Annotated in this window: 12 protein-coding genes and 1 pseudogene; 3 read left to right on the top strand and 10 right to left on the bottom strand. The window is 63.1% G+C overall.

All coding sequences use genetic code 11. The features are described 5' to 3' along the window. Positions 1–75: 75 nt before the first annotated feature. The 7 genes and pseudogenes from BLL38_RS12445 to BLL38_RS12415 all read right to left on the bottom strand — a co-directional run. A pseudogene (locus tag BLL38_RS12445) lies at positions 76–162 on the bottom strand (NAD(P)-binding protein); the annotation flags it as partial. Continuing rightward, a complete protein-coding gene (locus BLL38_RS12440) occupies positions 159–941 on the bottom strand; it encodes an SDR family NAD(P)-dependent oxidoreductase (RefSeq protein WP_076962850.1) in 783 nt (260 codons plus the stop codon). The pseudogene BLL38_RS12445 and the gene BLL38_RS12440, both read right to left, overlap by 4 nt. Continuing rightward, positions 938–1,138, bottom strand: a complete 201-nt coding sequence (locus BLL38_RS12435; RefSeq protein ID WP_076962849.1) for a hypothetical protein — start codon at positions 1,136–1,138, stop codon at positions 938–940. Before BLL38_RS12435 ends, BLL38_RS12440 begins: the two co-directional genes overlap by 4 nt. Continuing rightward, a complete protein-coding gene (phrB, locus tag BLL38_RS12430) occupies positions 1,131–2,576 on the bottom strand; it encodes a deoxyribodipyrimidine photo-lyase (protein WP_076962848.1) in 1,446 nt (481 codons plus the stop codon). Before phrB ends, BLL38_RS12435 begins: the two co-directional genes overlap by 8 nt. Next, positions 2,576–3,505, bottom strand: coding sequence for a MerR family transcriptional regulator (locus BLL38_RS12425; protein WP_076962847.1), 930 nt, complete (start codon positions 3,503–3,505; stop codon positions 2,576–2,578). Before BLL38_RS12425 ends, phrB begins: the two co-directional genes overlap by 1 nt. A gap of 3 nt (positions 3,506–3,508) precedes the next feature. Continuing rightward, positions 3,509–4,480: a YbgA family protein gene (locus BLL38_RS12420; RefSeq protein WP_413469162.1), complete on the bottom strand. Its 972-nt coding sequence runs from the start codon at positions 4,478–4,480 to the stop codon at positions 3,509–3,511. A 147-nt stretch (positions 4,481–4,627) separates the two neighbouring features. Continuing rightward, entirely contained in the window at positions 4,628–5,614 is a 987-nt protein-coding gene (locus tag BLL38_RS12415; RefSeq protein ID WP_076962846.1) for an NAD(P)/FAD-dependent oxidoreductase, read from the bottom strand. Between the two features lie 196 nt (positions 5,615–5,810). On the opposite strand from BLL38_RS12415, the gene BLL38_RS12410 reads away from it, so the two are divergent. Next, on the top strand, positions 5,811–6,710 hold the full coding sequence (locus tag BLL38_RS12410) for a TIGR01777 family oxidoreductase (RefSeq protein WP_076962845.1): 900 nt from the start codon (positions 5,811–5,813) through the stop codon (positions 6,708–6,710). Between the two features lie 15 nt (positions 6,711–6,725). Beyond that, positions 6,726–7,748: a ferrochelatase gene (gene hemH / locus BLL38_RS12405; RefSeq protein ID WP_076962844.1), complete on the top strand. Its 1,023-nt coding sequence runs from the start codon at positions 6,726–6,728 to the stop codon at positions 7,746–7,748. 160 nt (positions 7,749–7,908) lie between these two features. Here the strand turns inward: hemH and BLL38_RS12400 are convergent, their stop codons facing one another. From BLL38_RS12400 to algW, 3 genes are all read right to left on the bottom strand, one after another. Then, a complete protein-coding gene (locus tag BLL38_RS12400) occupies positions 7,909–8,628 on the bottom strand; it encodes a DUF4198 domain-containing protein (RefSeq protein WP_076962843.1) in 720 nt (239 codons plus the stop codon). A gap of 12 nt (positions 8,629–8,640) precedes the next feature. Then, positions 8,641–10,749 carry a TonB-dependent siderophore receptor gene (locus tag BLL38_RS12395; protein WP_076962842.1) on the bottom strand — a complete coding sequence of 703 codons (2,109 nt, stop codon included), beginning with the start codon at positions 10,747–10,749 and terminating at the stop codon, positions 8,641–8,643. 75 nt (positions 10,750–10,824) lie between these two features. Further along, positions 10,825–11,979: a Do family serine endopeptidase AlgW gene (algW, locus tag BLL38_RS12390; protein ID WP_076962841.1), complete on the bottom strand. Its 1,155-nt coding sequence runs from the start codon at positions 11,977–11,979 to the stop codon at positions 10,825–10,827. A gap of 102 nt (positions 11,980–12,081) precedes the next feature. Here algW and BLL38_RS12385 point away from each other — a divergent pair, with 102 nt between their 5' ends. Continuing rightward, the gene (locus BLL38_RS12385) at positions 12,082–12,840 is read left to right on the top strand and encodes a Nif3-like dinuclear metal center hexameric protein (RefSeq protein ID WP_057958314.1); all 759 of its coding nucleotides are present in this window, start codon (positions 12,082–12,084) and stop codon (positions 12,838–12,840) included. Positions 12,841–12,997: the final 157 nt, after the last annotated feature.

Raw genomic sequence — 12,997 nt, 5'->3', positions numbered from 1 at the left:
GCGTCGCTTCTGCATCACGGTTTACAAGGTTTGCCCAAACGCCTGGGCCACGCGCAGGGCACTGACCACGCCGTCTTCAAATACGCTGATGTCATGGTGGCGGCTGAGCAGATAGGCGCAGGTCAGCCCGGAAATACCGCTGCCGACAATGGCGATCTTCACAGGTTGTCCTTGTGCGGCGGCGGGCTGCGCAGCATGCGCTTGCCGATGATCAGTCGCGCGCGGTTCGGCAATGTCGACAGCGGCCACAGGGTGGCGATAAACAGCGCCGGGAAGGCAATCTCCAGGGGGCGCTCTTCCAGTTTGCCGACAATATGCCGCGCGGCCTTGTCGGCCGGCCAGCTCAAGGGCATTGGAAAGTCATTGTGTTCGGTCAGCGGCGTATCGACGAAACCGGGGCTGACAACCGTGACGTCAATGCCCTCGGGAGACAGGTCAAGGCGCTGGGCTTCAAACAGGGAACGCAGGCCGGCCTTGGACGCGCCATAGGCTTCTGTACGGGGCATCGGCAGGTACGTGACCGCACTGGCGATACCCACTAAATGCGGGGTTTGCCCGGCACGCAGCAGCGCCAAGGCGGCTTCGATGCAATAACTGCTGGCCAGCAGGTTGGTGCGCACCACATGTTCGATAATCGACGCATCGAACTGCTTGGCATCCACGTATTCGCAGGTGCCGGCATTCAGGAGCACGGTGTCCAGGGCCCCCCAGGTTTGCGCGATCTGCTCGCCGATTTCCCGTACGACCTGGCTGTTGGTCAAGTTGCCGGCGACCACCAGCACTTGCCCAGGATAGCGTTGGGCAAGTTGCTCCAGCGGTGCCTTGGCACGCGCACTCAGCGCCACTTGGGCGCCGCTGTCGAGCAACACCTCGGCCAGGGCGGCACCAAGGCCACTGCTTGCCCCGGTCAGCCAATAACGGCGTGGCGATATCAGGCTCATGCCATTCTCCCTTTCAACCAACGGACCGGCCGGCCAACTACCAGCAGATATTCGTAACACCGCGCGCTGATACCGCGGACCTGATGCAGTGGATCGGTAAACGATATGTCCTGGCTGTACAGGTTGTCGAGCCGGTGCCGGTTGTGTGTGCCCAGGGGGGCGAAGGAATCGGCGAACTGTCGCAGGCCATCACGCATACCTGTCTCCCGCCGCCTGGCGCGAGGGCAGGGCGCGAAAGGCCGCCAACGCGCGTTCACGGGACTGCTTGAGGTCGACAATGGGCTGCGGGTAGTCGGCCACGCCAAACAGATCGCCGGCGGCGGCGGGGCGGTGCACTTGCTGCTTGTTCAAGCCCGCCAGTTGCGGCAGCCACTGCTTGATGAAGCGCCCTTCGCCGTCGAACTTCTCGGACTGGCTCAATGGGCTGAAAATGCGGAAGTACGGCGCCGAATCGGTGCCGGTGGACGAGCTCCATTGCCAGCCGCCGTTGTTGGCCGCCAGGTCGCCGTCGATCAAGTGGCGCATAAAAAAGCGCTCGCCTTCGCGCCAGTCGATCAACAGGTTCTTGGTCAAGAACATCGCCACCACCATGCGCAGGCGGTTATGCATCCAGCCGGTTGCCAAGAGTTGGCGCATTGCGGCATCGATGATCGGCAGGCCGGTGCGCGCTTCCTGCCAGGCGGCCAGGTCCGCGGGGGCGTGGCGCCAGGCCACGGCTTCGGTTTCCGGGCGAAACGCGCGATGACGCGACACCCGTGGGTAGCCCACCAGGATATGTTTGTAGAACTCGCGCCACAGCAGCTCGTTGATCCAGGTAATGGCGCCGGTATCGCCGCTTTCAAATTCACCCTGGTTGCTTTGTAGCGCCGCATGCAGGCACTGGCGCGGCGACACCACGCCAGCGGCGAGGTACGCCGACAGTTGGCTGGTGCCGGGCTTGGCCGGGAAGTCGCGTTCGTCCTTGTAATAGCTGATCTGTGCGTCGGCAAACTGTGCAAGGCGCCGCTGCGCCTCATCTTCACCGGCCGGCCAAAGGGCGCGCAGGGTGTCGCTGGGCGGGGCAAAGCCCTTGACCTGCGCGGGCACGGCATCGCTGGCCAAGGCCAAGGCGGCTTGGGCCTTGGGCGTCGCCACCCGGCGCGGTAGGGCCGTGTGCAGGCGGTTGTAGCAGACCTTGCGAAACTGGCTGAACACCTGGAAGTAGGTGCCCGTCTTGGTCAGCACACTGCCGGGTTGGAACAGCAACTGGTCCAGATAACGCTGAAAACTCACCCCTTGTGTTGCCAGGGCCCTGGCCACGGCGGCGTCACGCCGGCTTTCGTGGATCCCATATTCTTCGTTGGCGTGGACGCTCTCGACCGACAGGCTCTGGCACACCTCCACCAGCACCTGCGGCACCTGGTCCCAGGTGTCGGCATGGCGGATCAGCAGGGGGATATTCAGCTTTCCCAGGGCCAGGCTCAGGGCCTTGAGGTTGCGCAGCCAGAAGTCCACCTTGCACGGCGCATCGTCATGGGCCAGCCACTGATCGGCGGTGATCAGGTACACCGCCGCCGTCGGCCCGCGCTGGCAGGCGGCGGCGAGGGCGGTGTTGTCATGCAGGCGCAGGTCGCTGCGCAGCCAGATCAGATGCATTAGAGAAGCCCATGCTGGATCAGGAGCTGATGGGCCGACAACGGGTCTTCGGCCAACAACAGCCCGGGGATGTCCTGGGTTAAGACGGACAACTCGGCCTGGTGGATGCAGACCGTGGGGCCGGCGATCAGAATTGGGCAACGGGCACCGCTCAATAGTTTCGGCAGGCCTGCCAAATGGAGGGCCTGGCTGGAGTACAGCAGCACGGCGCGTGGTTGCAGGTGTTCGACCGCCAGGGCCAGCTCGCCATTGGGCAGCGGCCAGTCGAAGACCTCCACCGGGCAATCGGCGCTGCTGGCCAGCCAGGCGCTCAACCACAGGTGCGGCTCCAGTGGCCGGTTGGAATGATTGATCAGCAATAAAGGGGAGCCACTGAGCTGGCGATTGTTGTGATACAGCCGCGCGCCGAATTTGCTGCGCAGCCAGGAATAAAAAAACACCCGCTCCATCTGTGCGCCGAACTGGCCTTGCCAACGTTGGTCCAGTTCCTTGAGCAGCGGCAACAACAGGTGCTCGCAGAGGGTGCGCGGCGGGTAGAGGGCCATGGCCTGGTTGAACACCGCATCCACCCGGCGCTCGGCCAGTTGGCCGATGGCTTGCACCAGGGTCTGGCGCAGGCCCTGCCATTCGTTTTCAGCGCTGGCGTCCACCGGCTGGGCGTTGTCGATCAGTTGCTTGACCTGGCTGACCGGCACGCCACGGTTGAGCCAGGTCAGGATGGTCTGGATGCGCTGCACATGGTCGGCGCCGAACAGCCGGTGGCCCTTGGGCGTGCGTTGCGGCACGATCAGGCCGTAGCGCCGCTCCCAGGCACGCAGGGTCACCGCGTTGACCCCGGTCTGGCGGGACACCTCGCGAATCGGCAGCCAGCCTTGTTCCAGGGCCAGGTTGGCGACGGGGTGGGCGGGAGGTTGCAGGGACGCATTCATGGGTTAGATCGCATTACGCAGGCTGAGGTTTTCCGGGTGCGGTTGCAGGTAGGCCTGCTGCGCGATGTAGCGGTCCGGGTGGTGGCGAAAGTGATGCTTGAGCAAGGTCAGCGGCACCACCAACGGTACGATGCCGTGGCGGTATTGGCCGATCAGGGTCTGCATTTCCTGCTTGTCTGCGGCACTGAGGGCCTGCTTGAGGTAGCCGCTGATATGTTGCAGCACGTTGGAGTGGGTGCCACGGGTGGCGCACCTTTGCAGCGCGGTCATCAACTCGCTGAAATACTTGGTGGCCAGGGCTGGCAGGTCGCAGTCCTTGCCCATGCTGCCCAACAGATGGCCGAGGCTTTTGTAGTGGGCCGGGCTGTGGGCCATCAGCAGGTATTTATAGCGCGAGTGGAAGGCCAGCAGGCGATGACGGGTCAGGCCCTCGGCCAGCCATTGCTGCCACGAGGCGTAGACAAATACCCGGGTCAGGAAATTTTCGCGCAGCACCGGGTCGTGCAGGCGGCCATCTTCCTCTACCGGCAGGTTGGGGTGGCGGGCACAGAAGGCCTGGGCATAGATACCACGCCCGCCGCCCTCGACCGGGGTGCCGTTGTCGCGGTAGACCTTGACCCGTTCCAGGCCACAGGACGGTGACTTCTGCATAAAGATGTAGCCGCACAGGTCGCTGTGCTCGGCGGCCATGTCCTGGCCGTAGGCGTGCAGCGCGGCGGTCACGTTCAGTTCACGATGCACCGTGCCCACGGCTTGCGGCTGCTGCGGGTCGCCCACCAGGCGAATCGGCTCGCGGGGGATGCCCAGGCCGATGGCGACTTCCGGGCACAGTGGCACGAAGTCGAAGTAGGCGCTGAGTGTCTGGCGGCACAGGGAGGATTGCTTGTGCCCGCCATTGAAGCGCACGTTCTCGCCAAGCAGGCAGGCGCTGATGGCGATTTTCGGTTTGCCGATGGCGGACAGGGGACTGGACATGGCAAACCTCTGCAAGACTCCTGTACAGATTTTATTTTCTGTACAACTAATTTCATCATAGGTTTTGCTGTGTACAAGTCAAATATTTTGTATAGGTTTTATAGGCCGATTATTCCCTGCTGACGGGATAGCAGCGATTGCAGCGGCTTAGCGCAAATGTTCGACCAGGCGCCGCGCCGCTTCCTGGCCGCTGAGCCAGGCCCCTTCGACCCGTCCCGACAGGCACCAGTCGCCACAGGCATACAAGCCCAGGTCGGCATCCGCCAATACCCCCCATTCATGACCGCTTGCGGGGCGTGCATACAGCCAGCGATGGGCCAGGCTGAAGACGGGCGCCGGCATGCTGCAGTGCAGCAGTTCGGCAAAGGCGCCGTGCAGCAACTCGATAATGGCGTCCTTGGGCAGGTCCAGGTGCTGTTTGCTCCAGGCACTGGTGGCGTGCAGGATCCAGGTGTCCGGCGTGGCGTCCCGCCCTGGTTTGCTGCGGTTGCGGGCCAGCCAGTCGAGGGGGCTGTTTTGTACGAAGCAACCTTCCATCGGCGTATCCAGCGGCGTATCGAAGGCCAGGGCGATGGCCCAGGTCGGGTCCATTTTCACCCCGGCGGCGGTGCTCGCCAGCTTGGGCGCCGCCGCCAGCAGGGCGGTGGCCTGGTGCGCCGGGGTGGCAATGATCACGTGGCTGAAAGGGCCATGGTTGTTGCCGTCGGCGTCCAGCAGGTTCCAGTGTTGCTGGCCCTGGAACACTTCGGTGATACGGCAGCCAAACTCCACCGGCAGGTCATCGAGCAAGGCGCGGGTGATGGCGCTCATGCGCGGGGTGCCGACCCAGCGGGTCTGCTCATCGGGAGAGGGGCTCAGTTGCCCGGACTGGAAGTTGTAGAGTTGCGGCTCCCACTCGGCGGCCCAGCCATTGGCTTGCCAGCGTTGCACTTCATTGACGAAGCGCCGGTCGCGGGCCGTGAAATACTGCGCGCCCAGGTCCAGCGCGCCGGCCTCGCTGCGCTTGCTGGACATGCGCCCGCCACTGCCGTGGCTTTTATCGAAGAGTTGGACAACGTGCCCGGCATCTTTTAACGCGCGGGCGGCTGAAAGTCCGGCGATGCCGGTACCGATGATCGCGATGGGAACAGTCATGGGAGGCCTCGTTTTACCGTTGGGTACAGACTACGCCGACACCAATAGCTGTACAATATTGTTTTTTGGTATAAGTTTCGGCATGCCTTAACGTGTGGCGTGGCCTATGGTTAAACCCAGGTCGCGCCGATTAAAAAGATCCCTGCTTATAAAATAGACCAGCGATGCCCGGCCAACGTTACAGGAGGAAGATCTCATGCATATTTTGCTGACCGGCGGTACGGGTCTGATCGGCCGCCAGCTCTGCCAGCACTGGAGCGCCCAGGGGCATCGGTTGACAGTGTGGAGCCGCCACCCCGCGCAGGTCGCCAGGTTGTGCGGTGCGCAGGTGCAGGGTGTAGCCCGTTTGCAGGACATCACACAGCCGGTGGACGCGGTCATCAACCTGGCCGGCGCGCCGATTGCCGACCGCCTCTGGACCCACAAGCGCAAGGCCTTGCTGTGGAGCAGCCGCATCAGCCTCACGGAAACCCTGCTGGCCTGGCTTGAGGGCCTGGCGGTGAAACCTGCGGTGTTGATTTCCGGTTCGGCGGTGGGCTGGTATGGCGATGGCGGTGAACGTGAGCTGACCGAAACCAGTGGCCCGGTGCTGGACGATTTCCCCAGCCAGTTGTGCATCGCCTGGGAAGAAACCGCCCAGCGCGCCGAAGCCTTAGGCCTGCGGGTAGTGTTGGTGCGTACTGGCCTGGTGCTAGCGGCCGAGGGCGGCTTTTTGTCGCGGTTGCTATTGCCCTTTAAACTGGCGCTGGGCGGGCCTATCGGCAACGGCCGGCAGTGGATGCCGTGGGTACATATCAAGGATCAAATCGCCCTGATTGATTTTCTTCTGCACAAACCTGACGCCAGCGGTCCTTATAATGCCTGCGCGCCCCAGCCGGTGCGTAACCGCGAGTTCGCCAAGACCCTGGGCCAGGTGCTGCACCGCCCGGCTTTCATGCCGATGCCGGCGTTTGCCTTGCGGGCCTTGTTGGGGGAGTTGTCCGGCCTGTTGCTGGGCGGGCAGAAGGCACTACCCGAGCGGTTGCTGGCCGCCGGTTTCACTTTTCAGTTCACTGAGTTGCACGCGGCCCTGGACGACTTGTCCAGCCGCCTCTGAGAGATAGGATGTTGCATGACGGATCACGCGTTGTTACTGGTCAACCTGGGTTCACCGGCGTCCACTTCGGTGGCCGATGTGCGCAGCTACCTCAATCAGTTCTTGATGGACCCGTATGTGATTGACCTGCCGTGGCCGGTGCGGCGTTTGCTGGTGTCGCTGATCCTGATCAAGCGTCCCGAGCAATCGGCCCACGCCTATGCCTCGATCTGGTGGGACGAAGGCTCGCCCCTGGTGGTGCTCAGTCGCCGCCTGCAACAGCAGATGACCGCCCAGTGGACCCAGGGCCCGGTGGAACTGGCGATGCGTTATGGCGAACCGTCGATTGAGAGCGTGCTGACCCGCCTGGCCGGCCAGGGCATCCACAAGGTCACGCTGGCGCCGTTGTACCCACAGTTTGCCGACAGCACCGTGACCACGGTGATTGAAGAGGCGCGGCGGGTGGTGCGGGATAAACAACTCGACCTGCAGTTCTCGATCCTGCAACCGTTCTACGACCAGCCGGAATACCTCGACGCCCTGGTGGCCAGTGCCAGGCCGCATTTGCAGCAGGATTACGATCACCTGTTGTTCAGCTTCCACGGCCTGCCGGAGCGGCATTTGAACAAGCTCAACCCCGGGCATGCCCTCGACGGCACGGGCGACTGCTGCGCCAATGCCTCGCCGCAGGTGCGCACCACCTGTTATCGCGGGCAGTGCTTTAGCGTCGCCCGCGACTTTGCCGCGCGCATGGGCCTGGCGGACGATAAATGGTCGGTGGCGTTCCAGTCCCGCCTGGGCCGGGCGAAGTGGATCGAACCCTACACCGAGGCCCACCTGGAGGCCTTGGCCCGGCAAGGGGTGAAGAAGCTGTTGGTGATGTGCCCGGCGTTTGTCGCCGATTGTATCGAGACCCTGGAAGAGATTGGTGATCGCGGCCTGGAACAGTTCCGCGAAGCCGGGGGCGAGGAGTTGGTGCTGGTGCCGTGCCTCAATGATGATCCGCAGTGGGCGGCGGCGCTTAATAGCTTATGCGAAAGAGCGCCTGTCAGCCTCTAATGTGGCCGCTGGCTAGTGTGGGGCTTGCCTGGGACTGGTTTGTGTGGGAGTTGGCTTGCCTGCGATAGCATCACCGAGGTATGACTGACACACCGAGGTGCCTGCATCGCAGGCAAGCCAGCTCCCACACAAGCCAGCTCCCACAGGGGTTCAGCGGTGTTTATTCGTGGTGCGGTTGGCCCAGGAAGGTCAGTGAACTGAACAGCGCACGGGTCTGAATCTCGCTATTACCCTTGACCGGTACTTGCGCCTGCGCCGCAATCACATTCAACGCCTCGTTGCGCACCAGCACCCGGGCCCGGCCATCCTGGTCGGTCTCGGTGCTCAAGGTATTCGGTGCGCTGCGGTAGTCGCCAATCAGCTTGATCCCGGCGGCGGGCTTGCCGTCGATCAACACCCGTACCGGCAGCGATTGGCCGGGGCCGACGGTCAGTGGGTCGACCTCGGGCACGATCACCATCCTCAGCTGATCCAGCTTGGGCAGTTTCGCCCCGGCCTGGTAGATCGCCAGGCTGTATTTCAGGGCCTGGGTGGTTTCGACGGCGCCCGGTACCTGGCTGCGGCCCTGGTTCACCCACTTCTTGTCCGGGGTTTGCGACCACAAGCCATTATCAAAGGCCACGGCCAGTACGGCGGGCGGCTTGAGCGGTTGCAGGCGCGCCTGGTCGACCAGGCGTTGTACGGTCACCGGGATCATCCGGCCACCGGCATCATAGGCCCAGGCGCCGCTGACTTTTCTGGCCTTGAAGGCTTCGTCTTCGGCACCGTGGCCGTAGATCACTTCGAGATGGCCGCGACGTTGTTCGGTCCACAGGCCATGGGCCGAGACTTGGGTGGCGAACAGCAGGCCGAGCACAGCCAATGATTTGAACGCTTGCATGGTGATGTCCTTTTACAGGTTGAGGGTCAGGCTGACGGTGAAGTTGCGCGGCTCTGCGGGGGTGATCCAGTAGTTGCTGTAGGAGCGCTCGTAGTACTTCTCGTCGAACAGGTTGTTGAGGTTCAGGCCCACGGTGACGTTATCGCTGGCCTTGTAATGGGCCAGCAGGTCCACCGTGTGGTAGGCCGGCAACTCGAAGCTTTTACCGGCCTCGCCTGAACGGTCGCCCACATAGGTAAACGCTGCGCCCAGGTCCGAGCCACGCAGGGCGCCATCCTGGAACTCATACACGCCCAACAGGCTGCCACTGCGTTTGGCCACGCCGAGAATGCGGCTACCGGTGGGGATCTCTTTGTCGCCCTTGGTCACTTCGGCGTCGATGTAGGCCAAGGCGCCAATCACTCGCACGGCATCCGTCAGTTGCCCGCTCACTTGCAGGTCCAAGCCCTGGCTGCGGGCCTTGCCGATGGCGCGTTTGGTGTCGGTGGCCGGGTCGGTGGCCAGGGTGTTTTCCTTTTCGATATGGAAGGCGGCCAGGGTCGCGCTCAGGCGGTCGTCGAACAGCTCGCTCTTGATGCCGACTTCATAACCAATGCCTTCCTCGGGCTTGAGGAAATTGCCGGCTGCGTCCAGCTCGCTTTGCGGTTTGAACGAGGTGGAGGCGTTGGCAAACAGGCCCACTTGCGGGGTCAGTTGATACAGCAGGCCAGCCCGCTGGGTCATGACATCGTGGGTTTTCTGGCTCTTGGCACCGTTGCGGGTGTAGTCCTGCGAGCTTTGCTCGACGTGCTCCAGGCGCACGCCCACCACCCCGCGCAGGCGGTCGGTAAAGATAATCTGGTCTTGCAGGTTCAGCGCCTGGCTTTTCACCTGGGTGAAAAAATCGCTGCCCGAGCGCAGGCCATTGGGCTTGGGCTGGCCGTAGACCGGCTTATAGATGTCGATGGGGTAGCTGCCGGCGATGGCGGTCACCCGTTCTTTCTTGCGGTAGTCCTCGTACTCGGTGCCGATCAGCACTTCATGCTGCCAACTGCCGATCTCGAACAGGCCACGCAGCTCCAACTGGGTGATGCTGTCGTGCCAGCCCATGGAGCGCTGGCGGTAGCGGCGGTTGATGGTATGGCCGTCGGCATTCAGCGCGCGGTTTTCCGAGGCTTCGCCCCACAGGCTGCCCTGTTTGTAGTGGCTGGCCAGGCGCAGTTTCCAGGCATCGTTCAAGTGATGTTCGAGGGTGGCTTGCAGACGGTTGTTGTGGTTATCGATATCGCCGTCGTTGGGCTCGCCGAGGAAGGTCGAGCGGGACATGCCGCCCCAGCGGTTGTTGGGGGCAACGAGGCCGCGGTCGAACGTGGAGCTGTGGCGCACAAACTCACTTTCCACCAGCAAGCGGGTGTCCGGGTCCAGTTGCCAGCTGAACGAAGGGGCGACAAATACCCGTTTGCTTTGCACATGATCGCGGAAACTGTGGTTGTCCTCTACCGCCAGATTGACCCGCGACAGCACCCGGCCTTCGCTGTCCAGCGGGGTGTTGATATCCACGGCGGTGCGGTAGCGGTCCCAACTGCCGGCGCTGGTCTGCACGGTGGTGAAGGCTTCGGCTTGGGGCTTCTTGGTGACGATATTCACGGTGCCGCCGGGATCGCCACGGCCATACAGGCTGGCGGCGGGGCCCTTGAGCACCTCGATGCGTTCGATATTGGCCGTGTCCGGGGTGCTGGGGTAGCCACGGTTGGCGCTGAACCCGTCCTGGTAGAACTCCGAGGTGGTGAAGCCGCGAATGCTGTATTCGTAAAGAGTCAGGCCACCGAAGTTGTTCTGTTTGGACACGCCGCCGGCAAATTCCAGGGCGCGCTCGACATTGTGACTGCCCAGGTCCTTGAGCACCGTGGCGGGAATTACACTGATCGATTGTGGGATATCGCGCAGGGCGGTGTCGGTCTTGGTTGCGCTGGCCGAGCGGGTTGCGCGGTAGCCCTTGACCGGCCCGGTGGCGGATTCATAGGCCTCGCCGGTGATGCTGGTGGTGGCCAATTCAAGGGGGGTGGTGTCTTCTGCAAACACCGGGTCCACCAGCAATCCCAAGGCGAGACCGGCCAGGGGCGCAAACTTTCGAGACGTCATGGTCTAACATTCCAATATCAATATTGAAATAATATAACATGACTATTGAGAGTGTCTCTCTTTAAGGGTTGCCCTTTATTCCTGCTCTTTCACCGGTGCGGGCGGCGGGCGCAGGCCCACTTCGGCCAGCAGCTTGATCTCCTTGCCGTTGCGCATGACCTGGATCGCGACCTTTTCCGTGGGCTTGATCCGCGCGACCTGGTTCATCGAACGCCGGCCATCGCCCGCCGGTTCGCCGTCGATGCTGAGGATCACATCGCCGACCTGCATCCCGGCCTTTTCTGCCGGGCCGCCACGCAGGATGCCGGCGATGACGATGCCCGGGCGCCCGGTCAGGCCAAAGGATTCCGACAGCTCCTTGGTCAGCGGTTGCACTTCAATCCCCAGCCAGCCACGGATCACCTGGCCGTGTTCGATGATCGACTTCATCACTTCCATCGCCAGCTTCACCGGGATCGCGAAACCGATGCCCTGGGAGCCACCGGACTTGGAGAAGATCGCGGTGTTGATGCCGGTCAGGTTGCCATTGGCGTCCACCAGTGCGCCGCCGGAGTTGCCCGGGTTGATCGCCGCGTCGGTCTGGATAAAGTCTTCGTAGCTGTTGAGGCCCAACTGATTGCGCCCGGTGGCGCTGATGATGCCCATGGTCACGGTCTGGCCGACACCGAACGGGTTGCCGATCGCCAGCGCCACATCGCCGACGCGCAGGCCTTCGGAGCGGCCGATGGTGATGGACGGCAGGTGCTTGAGGTCGATTTTCAAAACGGCCAGGTCGGTTTCCGGGTCGCTGCCCACCACCCGCGCCAGGGTTTCGCGGCCATCACGCAGGGCCACCACAATCTGGTCGGCCCCGGTGCTGACATGGTTGTTGGTGAGGATGTAGCCTTCCGGGCTCATGATCACCCCGGAGCCCAGGCTCGACTCCATGCGGCGCTGCTTGGGCGAGTTGTCGCCGAAAAAGCGCCGGAACTGCGGGTCTTCAAACAACGGGTGCGCCGGTTTATTGATGACTTTGGTGGTGTACAGGTTGACCACCGCAGGCGCGGCCACCACCACGGCATCGGCGTAGGTCACCGGGCCCTGTTGCACTGCGCTGGTTTGCGGTGCCTGTTGCAGGTTGACGTCCAGGCTTGGCAGGCCGACCCATTGCGGATAACGCTGAATGATCAGCATCGCGATCAGCACGCCGGCCAACAATGGCCATCCAAAAAAACGCAGCGCCTTGAGCATCAAGTAAGTCCTGACAGGTTGCAGGGGGCGTGGGAGCGCCCATAATGTCGCGCATTATACGAGGCCGCGAGCGCCTCTGAACGGGATATTTAGGAGTCTTTTATGGCCGTTGCCCTGAGCACCCTGGTTGAAGAAGCGGATCGCTACTTGAACAGCGCAAAAATTGCCGACTACTGCCCCAATGGCCTGCAGGTCGAAGGCCGGCCACAGGTGTTGCGCATTGTCAGTGGCGTGACCGCCAGCCAAGCGCTGCTCGACGCGGCGGTAGAGGCCAAGGCCGACCTGGTGCTGGTGCACCACGGCTATTTCTGGAAGGGCGAGAGCCCGTGCATCACCGGCATGAAGCAGCGCCGCCTCAAGACCCTGCTCAAGCACGACATCAGCCTCTTGGCCTACCACCTGCCGCTGGACCTGCACCCAGACGTGGGCAACAACGTGCAGTTGGCCCGCCAGTTGGACATCACCGTCGAGGGCCCGCTGGACCCGGACAACCTCAAGGTCGTGGGGCTGGTGGGCTCCCTGGCCGAGCCGCTGTCGGCGCGGGATTTCGCCCGCCGCGTGCAGGAAGCCATGGGCCGCGAACCGCTGCTGATCGAAGGCAGCGCGATGATCCGCCGCGTGGGCTGGTGCACCGGCGGCGGCCAGGGCTACATCGACCAGGCCGTGCTGGCCGGGGTCGATCTGTATCTCAGTGGCGAAGCGTCGGAGCAAACCTTCCACAGCGCCCGGGAAAACGACATCAGCTTTATTGCCGCCGGCCATCACGCCACCGAGCGTTATGGTGTGCAGGCCCTGGGCGATTACCTGGCCCGGCGCTTTGCCCTGGAGCACCTGTTTATCGACTGTCCCAACCCGATCTAAGCCTCCCCACAAGTCAAATGTGGGAGCTGTCTCGCCCAGCGAGGCTGCGATGCAGGCACCTTGGTCCCGCAGGTAAACTGCGGTGATCCTATCGCAGCCTCGCAGGGCGAGACAGCTCCCACAGGCCCGCCATTGCGGGCAAACCGAGAGGTATATC

It is taken from the genome of Pseudomonas gessardii, assembly GCF_001983165.1.
GTDB lineage: Bacteria > Pseudomonadota > Gammaproteobacteria > Pseudomonadales > Pseudomonadaceae > Aquipseudomonas > Aquipseudomonas gessardii.
This window is presented reverse-complemented; position numbering and strand designations above follow the sequence as displayed.

Coding starts and splice junctions, on each gene's coding strand:
- BLL38_RS12385 (WP_057958314.1), top strand. CDS start 12,082: ATGGCCGTTGCCCTGAGCACCCTGGTTGAAGAAGCGGATCGCTACTTG.
- BLL38_RS12410 (WP_076962845.1), top strand. CDS start 5,811: ATGCATATTTTGCTGACCGGCGGTACGGGTCTGATCGGCCGCCAGCTC.
- hemH (WP_076962844.1), top strand. CDS start 6,726: ATGACGGATCACGCGTTGTTACTGGTCAACCTGGGTTCACCGGCGTCC.
- BLL38_RS12435 (WP_076962849.1), bottom strand. CDS start 1,138: ATGCGTGATGGCCTGCGACAGTTCGCCGATTCCTTCGCCCCCCTGGGC.
- BLL38_RS12425 (WP_076962847.1), bottom strand. CDS start 3,505: ATGAATGCGTCCCTGCAACCTCCCGCCCACCCCGTCGCCAACCTGGCC.
- BLL38_RS12400 (WP_076962843.1), bottom strand. CDS start 8,628: ATGCAAGCGTTCAAATCATTGGCTGTGCTCGGCCTGCTGTTCGCCACC.
- BLL38_RS12420 (WP_413469162.1), bottom strand. CDS start 4,480: ATGTCCAGTCCCCTGTCCGCCATCGGCAAACCGAAAATCGCCATCAGC.
- algW (WP_076962841.1), bottom strand. CDS start 11,979: ATGCTCAAGGCGCTGCGTTTTTTTGGATGGCCATTGTTGGCCGGCGTG.
- phrB (WP_076962848.1), bottom strand. CDS start 2,576: ATGCATCTGATCTGGCTGCGCAGCGACCTGCGCCTGCATGACAACACC.
- BLL38_RS12395 (WP_076962842.1), bottom strand. CDS start 10,749: ATGACGTCTCGAAAGTTTGCGCCCCTGGCCGGTCTCGCCTTGGGATTG.
- BLL38_RS12440 (WP_076962850.1), bottom strand. CDS start 941: ATGAGCCTGATATCGCCACGCCGTTATTGGCTGACCGGGGCAAGCAGT.
- BLL38_RS12415 (WP_076962846.1), bottom strand. CDS start 5,614: ATGACTGTTCCCATCGCGATCATCGGTACCGGCATCGCCGGACTTTCA.